Below are 16384 nucleotides of genomic sequence, written 5' to 3'. Positions count from 1 at the left end.
TTAAATCATTAATTTTTGCTATAAACATTTGCTGATATTAAAAAAAAACATTATTTTTGCACCCAAATTTCAAAAATAAATTGTCAACGATGAAAAAACTATTATTTGCAGTCGTAGTCGCAATGACTATGGTTTTAGCGCTGAGCAGTTGCGGAAGTGCTAAACAGGTGGCTTATTTTCAAAATGCCGATTCCGTTAATTTAGCTGCGTCTAAAGTGTTGTATGATGCTAAGATTATGCCGAAAGATCAGTTGACCATCACAGTTGTTACTACTGACCCAAAGGCTGCCGCACCTTTCAATATCTCTGTAGGTGGTTCGGTTGGTAATGATGGTAGCTTGAGTTCAAGCGCCGGTTCTCTGCAAGGATATCTGGTTGACAATCATGGTGATATTGATTTCCCTGTTCTTGGTAAGTTACATGTTGTAGGTCTTACTAAGGGTGAATGTGAGGAAATGATTAAGGTTCGTGTTAAGAAATTTCTGGCTGAGAATGAGAATCCTATCGTAACAGTCCGTATGGCAAGTTACCGTGTGGTTGTTACTGGTGAGGTGGCTTCTCCTGGTGTTGTTACTGTGCCTTATGAGAAGATGAGTGTTTTGGAAGCAATTGCTAAGAGTGGCGACTTGACTCTTTATGGTAAGCGTAAGAACGTGATGCTGATCCGTGAGGATGCTTCTGGTCAGAAGAGTATTCATCGTTTGGACTTGACAGATGCCAATCTCATCAATTCTCCTTATTTCTATCTTCAGCAGAATGATATTGTATATGTAGAACCAAATAAGGCTAAGAAAGGTGGAGCTGGTTTGAGTAGCAATACTTCTTTCTGGATTTCGCTGACAAGTTCTGTTATCTCAATTGCTTCTTTGGTTGTTAATATTTTACGTTAAAATTATATGTGTGGTATTGTAGGGTATTTAGGAAAACAAGATGCTTATCCTGTTTTGATCAAAGGATTGAAACGCTTGGAGTATCGAGGTTATGATTCTGCAGGTGTAGCTCTCATCAATGATGATGGCGCACTGAATGTTTATAAGACAAAAGGTAAGGTTGCAGATTTGGAGAATTTCTGCTCCGATAAGAATATAACAGGCTCTGTTGGTATAGCACATACCCGATGGGCAACTCATGGAGAACCTTCTTCTGTGAATGCTCACCCACATTATTCTTCATCCAAGAATTTGGCGATTATTCATAATGGCATCATTGAAAACTATGCTGCCATTAAGAAGAATCTGATAGCGAAGGGTGTGACTTTCCGCAGTGATACTGATACTGAAGTATTGGTTCAGTTGATAGAATATATTCAGATTAAGAAAAATCTTGACCTGCTTACTGCTGTTCAGGTGGCTCTCCGCCAGGTAATTGGTGCTTATGCTATTGCTTTGCTTGATAAGCGTAATCCTAATCAGATTATCGCTGCCCGCAAGCAAAGTCCATTGGTAGTGGGCATCGGTAAGGAAGGTGATTTTTATCTTGGTTCTGATGCCAGCCCTATCATCGAATATACCGACAAGGTGGTTTATCTGGAAGATGGTAACATTGCTGTAATGCGCCTTGGAGAAGAACTTCAGGTGGTTAATATCCAGAATGTAAAACTAAATCCTGAGGTTCAGACTGTGGATATCGACCTCGGTCAGATAGAGAAGGGTGGTTTCCCTCACTTTATGTTGAAGGAAATCTTCGAACAGCCTGAATGCCTGCGTAATTGTATGCGTGGACGTGTCGTAAGTCGTACGGTTGAAACCCGTGTGATGACAGACGATAATGAAGCTACCTCTGATACTAAGACTGAAATGGGTGTAGTGTTGAGTTCTATCACCGATCACCGTCAGCAACTTCTCAATGCCAAACGTTTCATCATTGTTGCTTGTGGAACCTCTTGGCATGCCGGACTTATCGGCAAGCAGATGATTGAGAATTACTGCCGTATTCCTGTAGAAGTGGAATATGCTTCTGAGTTCCGTTATCGCAATCCTGTAGTTACGAAGGATGATGTCGTGATTGCTATTTCCCAGAGTGGTGAAACTGCTGATACCTTGGCTGCTATTAAGTTGGCTAAGGAGAATGGTGCATTCATCTATGGTATCTGTAATTCTATCGGCAGCAGTATTGCACGTGAAACCAATACAGGTACTTATATCCATGTTGGTCCTGAAATCGGTGTGGCTTCTACCAAGGCATTTACCGGTCAGGTAACCGTTCTCGTTCTTCTGGCTCTTGCTATCGGAAAGGAGAAGGGTACTATCAGTGATGCTGATTATCAGAAAATTACAGAACAGCTTTGGAACATCCCTTCAAAGATGAAGGAGGTTTTGAAGTTGAACAATAAGATTGCTGATTTGAGCCGTACTTTCACTTATGCCCGTAATTTCATCTACTTGGGTAGAGGTTTCCAATATCCAGTAGCCTTGGAAGGTGCATTGAAGTTGAAGGAAATCAGTTATATTCATGCAGAGGGTTATCCTGCTGCGGAGATGAAGCATGGACCTATTGCTCTCATTGACAGTGATATGCCGGTGGTTGTTATTGCCACCCATAACTTCATGTATGAGAAGGTCTTGTCTAATATCCAGGAGATCAAGGCTCGTAAAGGTCGTGTCATTGCTATTGTTAGCAAGGGTGATGAAACTATCTCTAAGATAGCTGACGAAGTGATTGAACTTCCAGAGACATTGGAGTGCCTGGAGCCATTATTGGCTACCATTCCTTTGCAGTTATTAGCTTATCATGTTGCTGTATGTAAGGGTAAGGATGTTGACCAACCAAGAAACTTGGCCAAGTCTGTTACCGTTGAATAATATATAGAGGGAATCGTCATTTTTTGACGTTTCCCTTTTTTTAGAGGGGGACCCTAAAATGGATTTATTTCCTAAGTCCTCATAAATGAATATTCAAATTTAACTAATAAGATAAAGGATAATAGAGAGATGGAACCTTTAAAACATGAATGTGGTGTGGCCATGATCAGGCTACTCAAACCGTTGGAATATTACCAGCAGAAGTATGGCACTTGGATGTATGCCCTCAACAAACTCTATCTGATGATGGAGAAGCAGCACAACCGTGGCCAGGAAGGTGCTGGTATGGCTTGTGTCAAGCTTGGTGGCAAACCTGGACATGAGTATATGTTCCGTGAGCGTGCTGAAGGTAAGAATGCTGTTACCGAGATTTTTGGTAATGCAAATGCCAACTTCAAGAATCTGACTCCCGAGCAGTTGGCTGATGCCAAGTTCGCTAAGGAAGAACTTCCTTTTGCCGGCGAACTCTATATGGGACATCTGCGCTACAGTACTACTGGCAAGAGTGGTATTCAGTATGTTCATCCTTTCCTTCGCCGTAACAATTGGAAGGCGAAGAACCTCTGCCTCTGTGGAAACTTCAACATGACCAACGTAGATGAAATCTTCGAGGAACTGACCAAGCAGGGGCAGAGTCCACGTATCTATAGCGATACCTACATTATGCTTGAACTGATGGGACACCGTCTGGATAGAGAAGTGGAGCGCAACTTTGTGGCTGCAAAGGCGATGGAGATGGAAAATACCGACATTACCAACTATATCGAGGATCATGTGAAGATGAGCAACGTGCTCAAAACCACGATGAAGGACTTCGATGGCGGTTATGTGGTTTGCGGTATTACCGGTTCGGGAGAGATGTTCTCCATGCGCGACCCTTGGGGCATCCGTCCTGCTTTCTACTACAAGAACGATGAGATTGTGGTAGTGGCAAGTGAGCGTCCAGTGCTTCAGACAACTTTCGATTTGGAAGCTGAGGAAGTACAGGAACTCATGCCTGGTATGGCACTTCTCGTGAAGAAGAATGGTGAGTGCAGCATCGAGCGCATCATGGAACAGAAGGGTGATTCTGCCTGCTCATTCGAGCGCATCTACTTCAGTCGTGGTTCCGATAAGGATATCTACCAGGAGCGCAAGCAGTTGGGCGAGCAGTTGACACAGCCTATCCTGAAGGCAGTGGATTACGATGTAGATCACACCGTGTTCAGTTATATTCCGAACACAGCTGAGGTGGCTTACTATGGAATGTTGAGCGGTTTCAAAAAGTATCTCAACGAGACCAAGATAGAGCAGATTGCTAATCTCGATCACATCCCTTCGAAAGAAGAATTGTATGATATACTTGGCGACTTTGTGCGTTCTGAAAAGATAGCATGGAAGGATATCAAGCTCCGTACCTTTATTACCGAAGGAAATAGCCGCAATGATTTGGCGAGTCACGTATATGATGTGACCTATGGTAGCATTGAAGTTGGAGTGGATAATCTTGTGATTATCGATGACAGTATCGTGCGTGGTACTACTCTGAAAGAGAGTATCCTCCGCATCCTCGACCGTCTGCATCCTAAGAAGATTGTTGTAGTATCCAGTGCTCCTCAGATTCGTTATCCGGATTATTATGGTATCGATATGGCGAGACTGGAAGAATTCTGTGTGTTCCGTGCGGCTATCCAGCTTCTCAAAGAGCGCAATATGGAAAGTCTCATCGACCAGACTTATGAGGCTTGTAAGGCTGAACTTCAGAAACCGAAGGAAGAACAGATCAATCCTGTGCGTGCCATTTATAAGCCATTTTCTATTGAGGAAATCAATGAGAAGATTGTAGAGATGCTCAGACCGGAAGGCATGACAACTCCTATCCAACTTGTGTTCCAGAGTATCGAAGGTTTGCGCAAGGCGATTCCCAATCACAAGGGAGACTGGTATTTCACCGGTCATTATCCAACTCCTGGTGGTACTAAGCTTTGCAACCAGTCTTTCGTGAACTACATTGAGAATGTGTATCATAAATAAGTGAAAAAAAGAAGAATGAAGAATTCGTTTGTTCTTATTAGTATGAAATAAAGAAATTATGTCAGATATGAAAAATGTAACCTTAGTTTTGAGCGATGGAACCAAGTTCCATGGTAAATCTTTCGGATACGATGCTCCTGTAGCGGGCGAGGTTGTGTTCAATACAGCCATGATGGGGTATCCTGAGAGTTTGACCGACCCTTCTTATGCCGGTCAGTTGATGACCCTTACTTTCCCTCTTGTAGGTAACTATGGTGTGCCTCCATTTACTTTCGAAGCAAATGGTTTGCCTACCTTTATGGAGAGTGACAAAATTTATGCTTCTGCCATCATCGTGAATGATTACAGTGAGCAGTACAGCCACTGGAATGCAGTGGAGAGTCTTGCTGACTGGTTGAAGCGTGAAAAGGTGCCAGGAATCACAGGCATCGATACCCGTGAGTTGACTAAGGTGCTCCGTGAGCATGGCGTGATGATGGGTAAGATTCTCTTTGATGATGAGCCTGATAACATCCCTGAGGCAAACTATGAGGGTGTAAACTTCGTTGACCAGGTGAGCTGCAAGGAGATTATCCGCTACAATGAGGGTGCCGGTAAGAAGGTGGTGCTCGTTGACTGTGGTGTGAAGGCTAACATCATCCGTTGCCTCATCAACAGAGGTGTTGAGGTAATTCGTGTGCCTTGGAATTACGATTACACCGATATGGATTTCGATGGCTTGTTCCTGGCAAATGGTCCTGGTGACCCAGATATGTGCGAGGATGCTGTGAATATTATCCGCAAGCAGATCAACCAGAGCCGCAAGCCTATCTGCGGTATCTGTATGGGTAACCAGTTGCTTTCTAAGGCTGCCGGTGCTACCATCTACAAGTTGAAGTATGGTCACCGTTCACACAACCAGCCAGTGCGCATGGTAGGAACCAACAATTGCTACATCACCTCTCAGAACCACGGTTATGCCGTTGACGCCAAGACGTTGGGCAACGATTGGGAGGAACTCTTTGTCAACATGAATGATGGCTCTAACGAGGGTATCCGCCACAAGGTGAACCCTTGGTTCTCAAGTCAGTTCCACCCAGAGGCTTGCTCTGGCCCTGTGGATACTGAGTTCATGTTTGATAAGTTTGTAGAAACACTCAAGTAAGTGAAGAGTGAAGAATTCGATTGATTTTATTGTAATTTAGGAAAATAATGAAAGACGAAAATATAAAGAAGGTGCTCCTCTTAGGTTCTGGAGCCTTGAAGATCGGTGAAGCAGGTGAGTTCGACTACTCAGGTTCGCAAGCCCTGAAGGCATTGCGCGAGGAAGGTATCGAGACTGTGCTCATCAACCCGAATATCGCAACCGTACAGACATCAGAAGGCGTTGCCGACCAGATTTACTTCCTGCCAGTGCAGCCATACTTCGTTGAGCGTGTCATCCAGAAGGAGAAGCCAGACGGAATCCTCCTCAGCTTCGGTGGTCAGACTGCCCTCAACTGTGGTGTGGAACTCTATCGCCAGGGTATCTTGGAGAAATATAATGTCAAGGTATTGGGTACTCCAGTACAGGCTATCATGGATACTGAGGACCGTGAGCTCTTCGTAGAGAAGCTGGATGAAATCAACGTGAAGACCATCAAGAGCGAGGCTTGCGAGAATATCGAGCAGACCCGCAAGGCTGCTGCTGAGCTCGGTTATCCTGTTATCATCCGTGCTGCTTACGCCTTGGGTGGACTCGGTTCTGGTTTCGCAGACAATGAGGAGGAGCTGAACAAGCTCGCTGAGAAGGCCTTCTCATTCTCTCCACAGGTATTGGTAGAGAAGAGCTTGAAGGGCTGGAAAGAGATTGAGTATGAGGTGGTTCGCGACCGTTACGACAACTGTATCACCGTTTGTAACATGGAGAACTTCGACCCATTAGGCATCCATACTGGTGAGAGTATCGTTATCGCTCCATCTCAGACCCTGAGCAATGCTGAGTATCATAAGCTCCGTGCCCTCGCCATCAAGATTATCCGTCACATCGGAATCGTGGGTGAGTGTAACGTGCAGTATGCCTTCGACCCTAAGAGCGAGGACTATCGCGTGATTGAGGTGAATGCCCGCTTGAGCCGTTCATCAGCCTTGGCTTCTAAGGCTACTGGTTATCCATTGGCCTTCGTCGCAGCCAAGCTCGGCATGGGTTATGGTCTGTTCGAGTTGAAGAACTCTGTAACCAAGACCACATCAGCTTTCTTCGAGCCAGCATTGGACTACGTGGTTTGTAAGATTCCTCGTTGGGACTTGTCTAAGTTCCGTGGCGTAGATAAGGAGTTGGGTTCATCTATGAAGTCAGTAGGTGAGGTAATGGCCATCGGCCGCAACTTCGAGGAGGCCATCCAGAAGGGTCTTCGTATGATTGGTCAGGGCATGCACGGTTTCGTAGAGAACAAGGAGCTTGAAATCGATGATATCGATGCAGCTTTGCGCGAGCCAACAGATAAGCGTGTGTTCGTGATTTCAAAGGCTATGCACAAGGGCTATACCGTAGATCAGATTCACGACTTGACCAAGATTGACAAGTGGTTCCTGGAGAAGTTGAAGCACATCATCGATATCGATGAGGCGATGAAGAAGTGCAATATCAATACTATTGATAAGGATTTGCTCCGCACCGCTAAGGTTTACGGTTTCACCGACTTCCAGGTTGCTCGTGCCGTGGGCTTGGAGCAGGAGTTGGGCAACATGCATAAGGCGGCCCTCCTGGTTCGCAACAAGCGTAAGAGCTATGGTATCCTTCCTGTAGTAAAGCAGATTGATACCCTGGCAGCTGAGTATCCTGCTCAGACCAACTACCTCTATGTTACATACGCAGGAGTAAAGAGCGACATCACTTTCGAGAACGATCATCGTTCTATCATTGTACTCGGTTCGGGTGCTTACCGCATCGGTTCTTCCGTAGAGTTCGACTGGTGTGGCGTTCAGGCATTGAACACCATCCGCAAGGAAGGCTGGCGCTCAGTGATGATCAACTACAACCCAGAGACCGTATCTACCGACTACGATATGTGCGACCGTCTCTACTTCGACGAGTTGACCTTCGAGCGTGTGATGGATATCATCGAGATGGAGCAGCCTCATGGCGTCATCGTATCTACCGGTGGTCAGATTCCAAACAACCTGGCTATGCACCTGGATGCTCAGAATGTGCCAATCTTAGGTACTGCTGCCAAGGACATCGATAATGCTGAGGACCGTGCCAAGTTCTCTCAGATGTTGACCAACAACGGCATCAACCAGCCAGAGTGGAGCGCTCTGACCTCTATGGAGGACATCGACAACTTCATTGAGCGTGTAGGTTTCCCAGTATTGGTTCGTCCAAGTTACGTGCTTTCTGGTGCTGCGATGAACGTATGTTCTAACGAGGAAGAGTTGAAGCGATTCCTGCAGTTGGCTGCCAACGTAAGTGAGGATCACCCAGTGGTAGTAAGTAAGTTTATCGAACATGCCAAGGAGATTGAGATGGATGCTGTGGCAAAGAATGGCGAGGTGATTGCCTATGCGATTTCTGAGCACATCGAGTTTGCCGGTGTTCACTCAGGCGATGCTACCATCCAGTTCCCTCCTCAGAAGTTGTATGTAGAGACAGTTCGTCGTGTGAAGCGAGTAGGTCGTCAGATTGCCAAGGAGTTGCATATCAACGGTCCATTCAACATTCAGTTTATGGCTCGTGACAATGATATTCTCGTTATCGAGTGTAACTTGCGTGCCAGCCGTTCGTTCCCATTCGTGAGCAAGGTATTGAAAATCAACCTCATCGAGTTGGCTACCCGCGTGATGCTCGGTTTGCCTGTAGAGAAGCCACACAAGAACCTCTTCGATCTCGACTATGTAGGTATCAAGGCATCTCAGTTCAGCTTCAACCGTCTGCAGAAGGCGGACCCAGTATTGGGTGTGGATATGAGTTCTACCGGTGAGGTAGGTTGCTTGGGCGACGATACATCTACCGCACTTCTGAAGAGTATGCTTTCTGTGGGTCATCGCATTCCAGCCAAGAACATCCTGCTTTCTACTGGTTCTGCCAAGCAGAAGGTAGATTTGCTCGATGCAGCCCAGATGCTGGTTAAGCATGGCTACAAGTTGTATGCAACTGGTGGTAGTAGCAAGTTCCTCACCGAGAACGGCATTGAGAACACCCGTGTACTCTGGCCATCAGAGGAGGCAGAAGGCGGTGCACCAAAGGCTTTGGAGATGCTTCACAACCACGAGATTGATATGGTAGTGAATATTCCGAAGAACTTGACCAGCAGCGAGTTGAGCAATGGTTACAAGATTCGTCGTGCCGCCATCGACCTGAACGTGCCATTGATTACCAACAGCCGTCTGGCGAGTGCATTCATCTATGCATTCTGCACCACCAAGCTCGAGGATATCGACATCAAGGCTTGGGGAGAGTATAAATAATGTTTAGTGATTATTTATTAGTGATTAAGAATTGACAGTTAAGTCATTCTTGATGATTCCCAATAGAAAAATCCCTGCTGTAGGAAAGGCTTCCTATGGCAGGGATTTCTTATTTGAAAAAAGCCGTGATAACTTTGGTTGTTTCACAATTAAATCGTAAATTTGCAGCAAAAACTATAATAATGAAGAGTTATGGAAGAAAAATTATCGACTATATATTTAAGAGATGGGCGGAACGCCCTGCAATATAGGCACTGAGATGGCGGCTGCGCAGAGTGAATTGTCATCACTCGTAAGCTAACTTACAGGCGATGAGTAGCCATCGAGACTATCAGCGAACAACTGAGAAGAGAACTGCCAGAATTGCGTGGCTTTTCACCTGCAAGCATAAAGAAAATGCGTATTTTCTATGAGCAGTGGAGTAAATTAATAAATCGTTCGCCAATGGCGAACGATTTGCAAACGTCTGAAAAACAAGATGTACTGTAGGAAAGGCTTCCTATGGCAGGGATTTTTTAGATAATAGGCGTCTTACTCTTCGCAATATTCAAGTTTATTGTTTGTTGTAGGTTTTATCACAAAACAACTTGACAAAATGCTTTCAGCCTTTGCAGGATATTTTTGTGTAATAGACTTTTTCATCTTGAAGTTTTTCATTGAACCTTAACCTTGTTGATGGTAGCGAGTCGAGTTACGTGTCCTTTCGGAAGTGGAGACATTGTAATTTCGCTATGAGCAGGAAAAAAATTGTCGATGTCTTTGTAGTCTATAGTATGAACTTGTATCTTCTTGGCTTTTGTTTCCATATAGCTTTCCTTTCTTTTATTATTGTAGCAAAGATACGCTGAATATTCGAAACAGTCAAACTTTTCTTGTAATTTTTGTGATTTATAATCAAATGCTAAGGTGGCATAATATAATCCCCCCAAGCGTCATCTTTGAATATGCGGTTGTTGGGATTGTAAAAAGCAAAAGTCCCACCCTGGTTCGCTGTGCAAATGGGAAGCGTGGTGGGAACAGTCGCTGCAAAGGTATGCATATTTTTTGAAACAGCAAACCTTTAGCTAATAAATTTTTGTAAAGTCCCCTGCTTTTGAACGAAGATTACACGTTGTTGGTGTAAATTTGGCTCGTTTAACCATCAACTTCTTCAGACGGTTTAGTGTTACTGTCAGTTGATTTACTGTAGATTCTCCTGTAGATCCTCAGACTGTTACATTTCCAAAAACACTGATGCTTGCGTCAAGCGGAGTGTAATAGACCATTTGTCTGTTGTTTTTCTGTTGTCATTTGGACAGTTTTGCTACAAAAACACTTTTTTCGCCTAAAAAACTGCTAATAAATAGCTTATTCTCATTTATTTTTTGTACTTTTGTGCAGTGCATTCGCAATAAATGCGTTTGTAGACATAATAAAGGGCGTCAACAACGCTTTGTACATTGGCAATTCTAAACTTCCACAATCAGAATCACCTGTCGATGGCATAGCAGAGAAGATGTCACGGGTAAGTTGTATCTGCTACTCCCGTAGTGTGCCGAGGATTTTTATATCCTAAAGGCACACTTTTGGGGTAATTATAACTTTCAGCGTGAAACTCTATCTGCTCGTCAACAGGTAAGGCTGTGGAAGGCCAAGAATTGCGGACGAGTATGAGGCGAGTTTCACGCTTTTGCTTCATAACTTAAATATATTCATTATGTTTTAAGGAATTATCTCATTGGCATTAGTTGTGTTGAGCAGATATTTACATCAAAGATAATGGTGTCGTTTATAGTTATGCTGCTAATATAGTTAATGATAAGTTAAATTAAAAGTATAGAATAATGAAATATAAATCAGATATTTTAAAGTATATAGCTGCCATTATAGGCTGTGTTTTAGGTGCTTACCTATTTGTTAGCAACAATGGTGTCGATAACGATAATCTCAATTCCGCCATAGGATTAATAGTTATGGTAGTTTGTCCAATCTATATATTAGGACATAGTATAAATTCATACCTTGATGCAAGTGAGAAACGTCGTGCAGAAAGACTTGCAGAAAAGGAAAGATACCAAGAGCAAAAGCGGCAGGAACTTAAAGAGAAGGAAGATAAGTATAATGCTTTTAGAAATGAATTGATAGCAAGGAATGGAGAGCCAGGTAGAGTTGTTCTTATCCACGAAAGCCGTTTTGATCAATTCAATATGGACAATGAACTTATTGTGTTTGACAAGGTAAAGAAACTATGGCTTTGTGGTCATGAAATTGCAATAGGGGATATAAACAGTTTTATGGTCGATGATGAGTCTACAATTCTAAAGGGAGACATTAAGGCTGTCACATCCACTAATACAGGTAGTTTGGCTGGACGCTCTATTGCAGGTGCTTTAATTGGGGGTGAAGCTGGAGCTATTATTGGTGGTGCTACGGCAAAAAAAGAAACTATCTTTCGTCAAGAAAATGATAAGGTAATCCATGACTATGCACTTGTTGTAAATGTGTGTGACTTGAACAATCCTATGCTCTTGATAAAGATTGGTAGAGACAAGAAAAAAGCAATGGAAATAAATGCACTTATGCAAGTTATTATGTCTATGAAATAAAATTGTAAAGATATATAAAAGTATGAAAAAAGCTTCATTTATATTAGTTTCTATAATCCTATTGTCATGTAATGGGAATAATTCTGTGAGAAATCAAGAATATGCAGATGTTGATTCTGCTGTTATTGACACAATGGATGTCCAACCTTTGAAGGACGAAAGTCCTAAAAAGTTAGCAAAGAACAAGACAGAAGACCCTATTGTAGGAACATATTATTGCTATCGCACTCAAGATACATATGTGTTTCAATCAGGCAAGATAGGCTATTTTACAGTTCAAGGAGGAAGTCCTTCTGTTTTTACTTGGGAACGCTCTGGTAAGAATGTCACTATTGTGTATGAAGTATTTGGTAAACAAAAACTAAAATTTGATTCACAAGCACAGACACTGACAGAAGAGTCAAAGTCATTAGGCACATTGGTATTTGACAAGCAGTAGTATGTAAGTTTTATGTATATAAATATTACGAGTATGAAAATATCATTATCATATTTAGCAATAGTTGCTTTCTGCATAGGGTGTGTTTTTTCTTCATGCCAATCAAAAGTAAACAAACCATCCCATAACGAGTTGGATTCGACAAACACTTCTGTAGAAGAAGTTGATAGTGCAGCTATCATTGCCGAGCAAAAAAGAATCGAGGCAGAGAAAGCGGCAGAGGCAGAAAGAGTTCAAAAGAAAAAAGAGGATTTGGAAAGATTGGCAAAGAACTTTAAGCAGTACAAAGATGAATTTAGCAATAAAACTTGGATTTTCCCTAAGGACAAACCGAAATATCGAAACAGAAACGCAACGTATTGCTACTTCATGAAACAAAACAATGAGGTGCAAAATTTCAGATTCGTTTTTCAGTATGTTGCTAGTGATTGGTTATTTATCAAGGACTTGATATTCAATATTGATGGCAAAATATATGAGTATAGAAGATTGGATTTCAATACGGACTGTGGAGGTGAACAAATATGGGAATGGTGTGATTTTCAACTTAGCGATACAGACCTTATCCGAGCACTTGAAAAAGCGAAGAGTATTAAAATCAAGATGAATGGAGACAAATACTATAATACTCGAACGCTAAAACCAGCCACCATTACGTCGATTCAAAATACGATAAAGTATTATAAGGCTCTTGGTGGTAGGTTTTATTAATGGCTAATGATAGCAAATAGATATAACTCTTCTAACGTGACAATTATTATGAAGCAAAAGAAAATGTTTTTATGCATAGCATTGCCAATAGCAATCTTATGTGTTGTCGCCTTTGGCTATAAGTATTACTGTTGTGATATGGTTACAGAATATTTTCAAGTAACCTACTATCCTCAAATAGTAAAACTTTACAGTGTAAATTGGGGATATGGTAGAGAGTATTATGATCCTGAAGTAAAAGTGTCAATTAAGAATTATGAAAATGACAGTATTGCATTCTCTACAGAATATGGTAAGGCTAAAGAATATTATGAGTCCTTAAGAGAATTTAGTGAGGATAATTTCTTGAAATTTGTGAATGATGATATGAGTCCCAATTCCCAACATTATGGTGAAGCGATGTTCTATAATAAAGAAATACAGAAGGAAATATTTCTTATCAAGTTTGAACATACAAGAATGTATGATGTAAAAAAGCTTTTGGGTGATATTAAAAAAATCGGAATCGATAGTTCCAAATTGGAAGAGTATATGAAAAAGAACAAAATCAAATATGACTTCACTCCAGTATGGACTCCTGATTTGGAAGACACTCCAATCTCTTTGACATATGGAGGAAGAAGAAATCGGCTCTAATTCATAAACATTGAAAAGTGAATACCCAGAAAAAGAATCAACCTCTTATTATGTGCAAAGTCTTTTTATCTGTGATAGCTATAATATTATTATGTAGCTGTAGTCAAGTTAAGACTAATCCTGTTAGAGTAAATCAAACTCCCTCAGATTCAGATGCGTTTGCAATTCAAGCTAGTAGGGATGGCAGATATTATGTCTATATTCCGAATGAAACAGACAGATTGAAAACTACTCTCTTGCGGAATTCTAAGTCGCCGACAGAAGATTCTGTTTGGGAAGTGAAACTGGCTGATATAAGAAACAACATTGACATATACAAGAAAGCAACAAAACGCCATGAGATAAATCTGAAAATAGAAACAGACCCTAATGTAGAATATCCTTATGTGAAAAGTTTAATGGGCTATTTGTAGAATATAGGTTATTCGCATTGGAATATGACAACAAAAAGATAATAGCTTTGTGGTAGAGGTATGTATAAATTGTACGGAAATGACATCACAGATTTTGTAACCTATTATGGAATGAGATAAAATTTGGCACGACTTATAACAATTATTATATTATGCTTGTGTTATATACAGGCATTTTCTGAGGAACATTTAAAGTTTCTTGGATTTCCAATTGATGGCAGCGTTAACGAGTATGCTTCAAAACTAAAGTCCAAGGGCTTTTATGTATCACCAGATAATAAGTATGCAAGTGTGGGGCTTCGTGTTATGGAAGGTCCTTTCCTTGGAAATATAGAACATTTTGGTTTGCATTATGATCCTGATACGAAAAGAATGTGGTCAGTAACATTCATCCATAGTTTTTTCAAAGAAGATGATGCGAAAGTGTTGTATGATGAACTAGAAACGTTACTTCGAGAGAAACATTATGATGCAACATATAAGTCTCCTTTGGCGTTTTTTTTTGTGTCATCTTGTTCTTTTCAAAGTAAGAAGGGAATTATAACATTGGTTGTTATAGAACAAGATTATGATTATCAAGTAAAAATGTCGTATACAGATAGAATTAATTACATACCAGTATATAAGAAAAATCATCAGAAGAATCTTGATGATATGTAAATTTCATTAGATGTACATCGTTATGATGTTATATAGTAAAAAACTAAGCATGTAAAATATGGATTTCAAAAAAATATGGTTTAGGTTTTGTTCTTATGTTCTTAAATCAAAGCGAGAATCTGAGATTATCTCTGATAAGGAATTTCTGTTTAGAGATAGTATAGTTGAGTATCTTAATCTTGAATTGGGTTGGGATAAACATTTTATTGAAACAGAATATATTGTTCCGTCTGGAAGTTCTGATAAAAGATGTGACATCATGGTGTTTGACAATAATGAGGAAGCTTTTCTTGTAGAATGTAAGCGCCCTAATAATAAGCAATCAATACGTAACCGCAAGCAATTAGACTCGTACATAGCAACAACAAGAATTGGTATAGGTATATATTTTGGAGAATTTATAGAAGTGTTCTATGATGAAAGATCAGACAAGGATTTTGCCTTGCCTGTGTTAAGAATAGAATATAAACCAGAAAATAATCCAAATGGGGAGAAATTTGTAGAATTATTCCATAAAGAATCTTTTAATAAGGATACATTGATGGCATTTTGTAAGGAACGTTATCTGTCAATTTCATACTTGAATAGCGAACTGACAAATTCTGAATCTTATATTAAAAAGCTCATCGAGAAAGACCTTTCAAATAGATTTGGATATGTTGATGAGGCTTTAATTAAAGATGTTATGTCAAGATATTCGGTTTCTGTTTCTGATAAAATTTGTGCTAAGTCCCATAAAACAGCCCCAAAAGAGGATGCGGAATTTATAATACAAAATGTAGATGAGCAAACAAAAGTAAATGTAAGCACTGTGGTTATAGCTACAAGTTCTTTGGCTGGAAAAAAGAAGTTGTGTTTACAGCAAGAAATAAAACAAGCACTATCTCTAATGGATAGACTTTATGGTTCTGAAGAAAAGATACGAATCATCATTCCTATTTCTGATGGATATTTTGAAAAAATCAAATTGTTCAAATTAGATACAGGGATTATACAAAAAGATACGGTTCTTTATGCATTTTATAAGTATGTTAATTCAGATGGAAACGATAATAATTTAAATATGCATTTAAAGTATCATCAATTAGTGCAAGGACATCAGAAAAATGGAATAAAAATAGAAATGCCAGTATCGCTATGGAAAAAAGCCTTGGAGTTATTTGGGGCAAAAGTTACCAAAAAGCAGATAGCAGCAGAAGCTGTTTGCTGCTTTCTTGATAATGTTTATTCTGCATAATAGTTAGATCCTTAATTCCGCAACACTATAGTTTAACATTATTTATAAGTGCCTGAGCAACAAAAAGTTGCCCAGGATTTTGCCATGTCAGAATTTTCACTTACCTTAGTGTTGCGAAAAGAAGACAAGCAAAACTCTAATATGACATGGCAAAAGTACAAATAAAATCTGAGAAACTCACTCCTTTTGGAGGAATTTTTTCTATTATGGAGCAATTTGATGCTCTTTTAGCTCAAACCATAGATTCCACCTTGGGATTGAGATGCACTATGTTTGGTTATCAATATAGCGAAATTCTACGCTCTCTGATGTGCGTATATCTTTGTGGCGGCTCATGTATTGAGGATGTTACAACTCACCTGATGAAACATTTGTCTCTTCATCCAACTCTTCGCACTTGCAGCGCAGACACCATATTGCGTGCTATCGAAGAACTGACTTGTAAGAACATCACCTATAAATCT

General features: G+C 40.7%; 14 protein-coding genes and 1 pseudogene. 13 read left to right on the top strand and 2 right to left on the bottom strand.

The window, feature by feature from the left end; genetic code table 11:
- The first annotated feature begins 89 nt into the window (after nt 1-89).
- From EXN75_RS00835 to EXN75_RS17545, 6 genes are all read left to right on the top strand, one after another.
- A complete protein-coding gene (locus EXN75_RS00835) occupies nt 90-890 on the top strand; it encodes a polysaccharide biosynthesis/export family protein (protein ID WP_134842429.1) in 801 nt (266 codons plus the stop codon).
- A gap of 6 nt (nt 891-896) precedes the next feature.
- The gene (gene glmS / locus EXN75_RS00830; protein ID WP_134842428.1) at nt 897-2801 is read left to right on the top strand and encodes a glutamine--fructose-6-phosphate transaminase (isomerizing); all 1905 of its coding nucleotides are present in this window, start codon (nt 897-899) and stop codon (nt 2799-2801) included.
- Nucleotides 2802-2930: 129 nt separating this feature from the next.
- Complete coding sequence (locus tag EXN75_RS00825) at nt 2931-4814, top strand: amidophosphoribosyltransferase (protein WP_134842427.1); 1884 nt, start codon at nt 2931-2933, stop codon at nt 4812-4814.
- Nucleotides 4815-4881: 67 nt separating this feature from the next.
- A complete protein-coding gene (gene carA / locus EXN75_RS00820) occupies nt 4882-5958 on the top strand; it encodes a glutamine-hydrolyzing carbamoyl-phosphate synthase small subunit (RefSeq protein WP_118116254.1) in 1077 nt (358 codons plus the stop codon).
- Between the two features lie 47 nt (nt 5959-6005).
- Nucleotides 6006-9239 (top strand): carbamoyl-phosphate synthase (glutamine-hydrolyzing) large subunit, encoded by a 3234-nt coding sequence (gene carB, locus EXN75_RS00815; protein ID WP_134842426.1) that lies wholly within the window; start codon nt 6006-6008, stop codon nt 9237-9239.
- A gap of 95 nt (nt 9240-9334) precedes the next feature.
- Nucleotides 9335-9490 carry a hypothetical protein gene (locus EXN75_RS17545; RefSeq protein WP_167639414.1) on the top strand — a complete coding sequence of 52 codons (156 nt, stop codon included), beginning with the start codon at nt 9335-9337 and terminating at the stop codon, nt 9488-9490.
- Nucleotides 9491-9892: 402 nt separating this feature from the next.
- Here EXN75_RS17545 and EXN75_RS17540 read toward each other — a convergent pair whose 3' ends face one another.
- Nucleotides 9893-10045 (bottom strand): hypothetical protein, encoded by a 153-nt coding sequence (locus tag EXN75_RS17540; RefSeq protein ID WP_167639417.1) that lies wholly within the window; start codon nt 10043-10045, stop codon nt 9893-9895.
- Between the two features lie 692 nt (nt 10046-10737).
- Nucleotides 10738-10917: a hypothetical protein gene (locus EXN75_RS17975; protein WP_134842425.1), complete on the bottom strand. Its 180-nt coding sequence runs from the start codon at nt 10915-10917 to the stop codon at nt 10738-10740.
- A 145-nt stretch (nt 10918-11062) separates the two neighbouring features.
- Here EXN75_RS17975 and EXN75_RS00800 point away from each other — a divergent pair, with 145 nt between their 5' ends.
- From EXN75_RS00800 to EXN75_RS00765, 7 genes and pseudogenes are all read left to right on the top strand, one after another.
- Nucleotides 11063-11824, top strand: a complete 762-nt coding sequence (locus EXN75_RS00800; protein ID WP_134842424.1) for a hypothetical protein — start codon at nt 11063-11065, stop codon at nt 11822-11824.
- Between the two features lie 22 nt (nt 11825-11846).
- Nucleotides 11847-12263, top strand: coding sequence for a hypothetical protein (locus EXN75_RS00795; protein WP_134842423.1), 417 nt, complete (start codon nt 11847-11849; stop codon nt 12261-12263).
- Between the two features lie 33 nt (nt 12264-12296).
- Nucleotides 12297-12974: a hypothetical protein gene (locus EXN75_RS00790; RefSeq protein WP_134842422.1), complete on the top strand. Its 678-nt coding sequence runs from the start codon at nt 12297-12299 to the stop codon at nt 12972-12974.
- Nucleotides 12975-13022: 48 nt separating this feature from the next.
- Nucleotides 13023-13610: a hypothetical protein gene (locus EXN75_RS00785; RefSeq protein ID WP_134842421.1), complete on the top strand. Its 588-nt coding sequence runs from the start codon at nt 13023-13025 to the stop codon at nt 13608-13610.
- Nucleotides 13611-14146: 536 nt separating this feature from the next.
- Complete coding sequence (locus EXN75_RS00775) at nt 14147-14683, top strand: hypothetical protein (RefSeq protein WP_134842419.1); 537 nt, start codon at nt 14147-14149, stop codon at nt 14681-14683.
- Nucleotides 14684-14741: 58 nt separating this feature from the next.
- Nucleotides 14742-15920 (top strand): type I restriction enzyme HsdR N-terminal domain-containing protein, encoded by a 1179-nt coding sequence (locus EXN75_RS00770; RefSeq protein ID WP_134842418.1) that lies wholly within the window; start codon nt 14742-14744, stop codon nt 15918-15920.
- 146 nt (nt 15921-16066) lie between these two features.
- Nucleotides 16067-16384, top strand: a pseudogene (locus tag EXN75_RS00765) (IS1380 family transposase); the annotation flags it as partial.

The organism is Segatella hominis (genome assembly GCF_004535825.1).
In the GTDB taxonomy this organism is placed as follows: Bacteria; Bacteroidota; Bacteroidia; order Bacteroidales; family Bacteroidaceae; genus Prevotella; species Prevotella hominis.
Note: the sequence above shows the minus strand (reverse complement) of the source record. Positions and strands in the feature narration are given on the sequence as shown.

Excerpts from the sequence above, each read along its gene's own strand:
- EXN75_RS00835 (WP_134842429.1), top strand. The coding sequence starts at position 90 with ATGAAAAAACTATTATTTGCAGTCGTAGTCGCAATGACTATGGTTTTA.
- glmS (WP_134842428.1), top strand. The coding sequence starts at position 897 with ATGTGTGGTATTGTAGGGTATTTAGGAAAACAAGATGCTTATCCTGTT.
- EXN75_RS00825 (WP_134842427.1), top strand. The coding sequence starts at position 2,931 with ATGGAACCTTTAAAACATGAATGTGGTGTGGCCATGATCAGGCTACTC.
- carA (WP_118116254.1), top strand. The coding sequence starts at position 4,882 with ATGAAAAATGTAACCTTAGTTTTGAGCGATGGAACCAAGTTCCATGGT.
- carB (WP_134842426.1), top strand. The coding sequence starts at position 6,006 with ATGAAAGACGAAAATATAAAGAAGGTGCTCCTCTTAGGTTCTGGAGCC.
- EXN75_RS17545 (WP_167639414.1), top strand. The coding sequence starts at position 9,335 with ATGGCAGGGATTTCTTATTTGAAAAAAGCCGTGATAACTTTGGTTGTT.
- EXN75_RS17540 (WP_167639417.1), bottom strand. The coding sequence starts at position 10,045 with ATGGAAACAAAAGCCAAGAAGATACAAGTTCATACTATAGACTACAAA.
- EXN75_RS17975 (WP_134842425.1), bottom strand. The coding sequence starts at position 10,917 with ATGAAGCAAAAGCGTGAAACTCGCCTCATACTCGTCCGCAATTCTTGG.
- EXN75_RS00800 (WP_134842424.1), top strand. The coding sequence starts at position 11,063 with ATGAAATATAAATCAGATATTTTAAAGTATATAGCTGCCATTATAGGC.
- EXN75_RS00795 (WP_134842423.1), top strand. The coding sequence starts at position 11,847 with ATGAAAAAAGCTTCATTTATATTAGTTTCTATAATCCTATTGTCATGT.
- EXN75_RS00790 (WP_134842422.1), top strand. The coding sequence starts at position 12,297 with ATGAAAATATCATTATCATATTTAGCAATAGTTGCTTTCTGCATAGGG.
- EXN75_RS00785 (WP_134842421.1), top strand. The coding sequence starts at position 13,023 with ATGAAGCAAAAGAAAATGTTTTTATGCATAGCATTGCCAATAGCAATC.
- EXN75_RS00770 (WP_134842418.1), top strand. The coding sequence starts at position 14,742 with ATGGATTTCAAAAAAATATGGTTTAGGTTTTGTTCTTATGTTCTTAAA.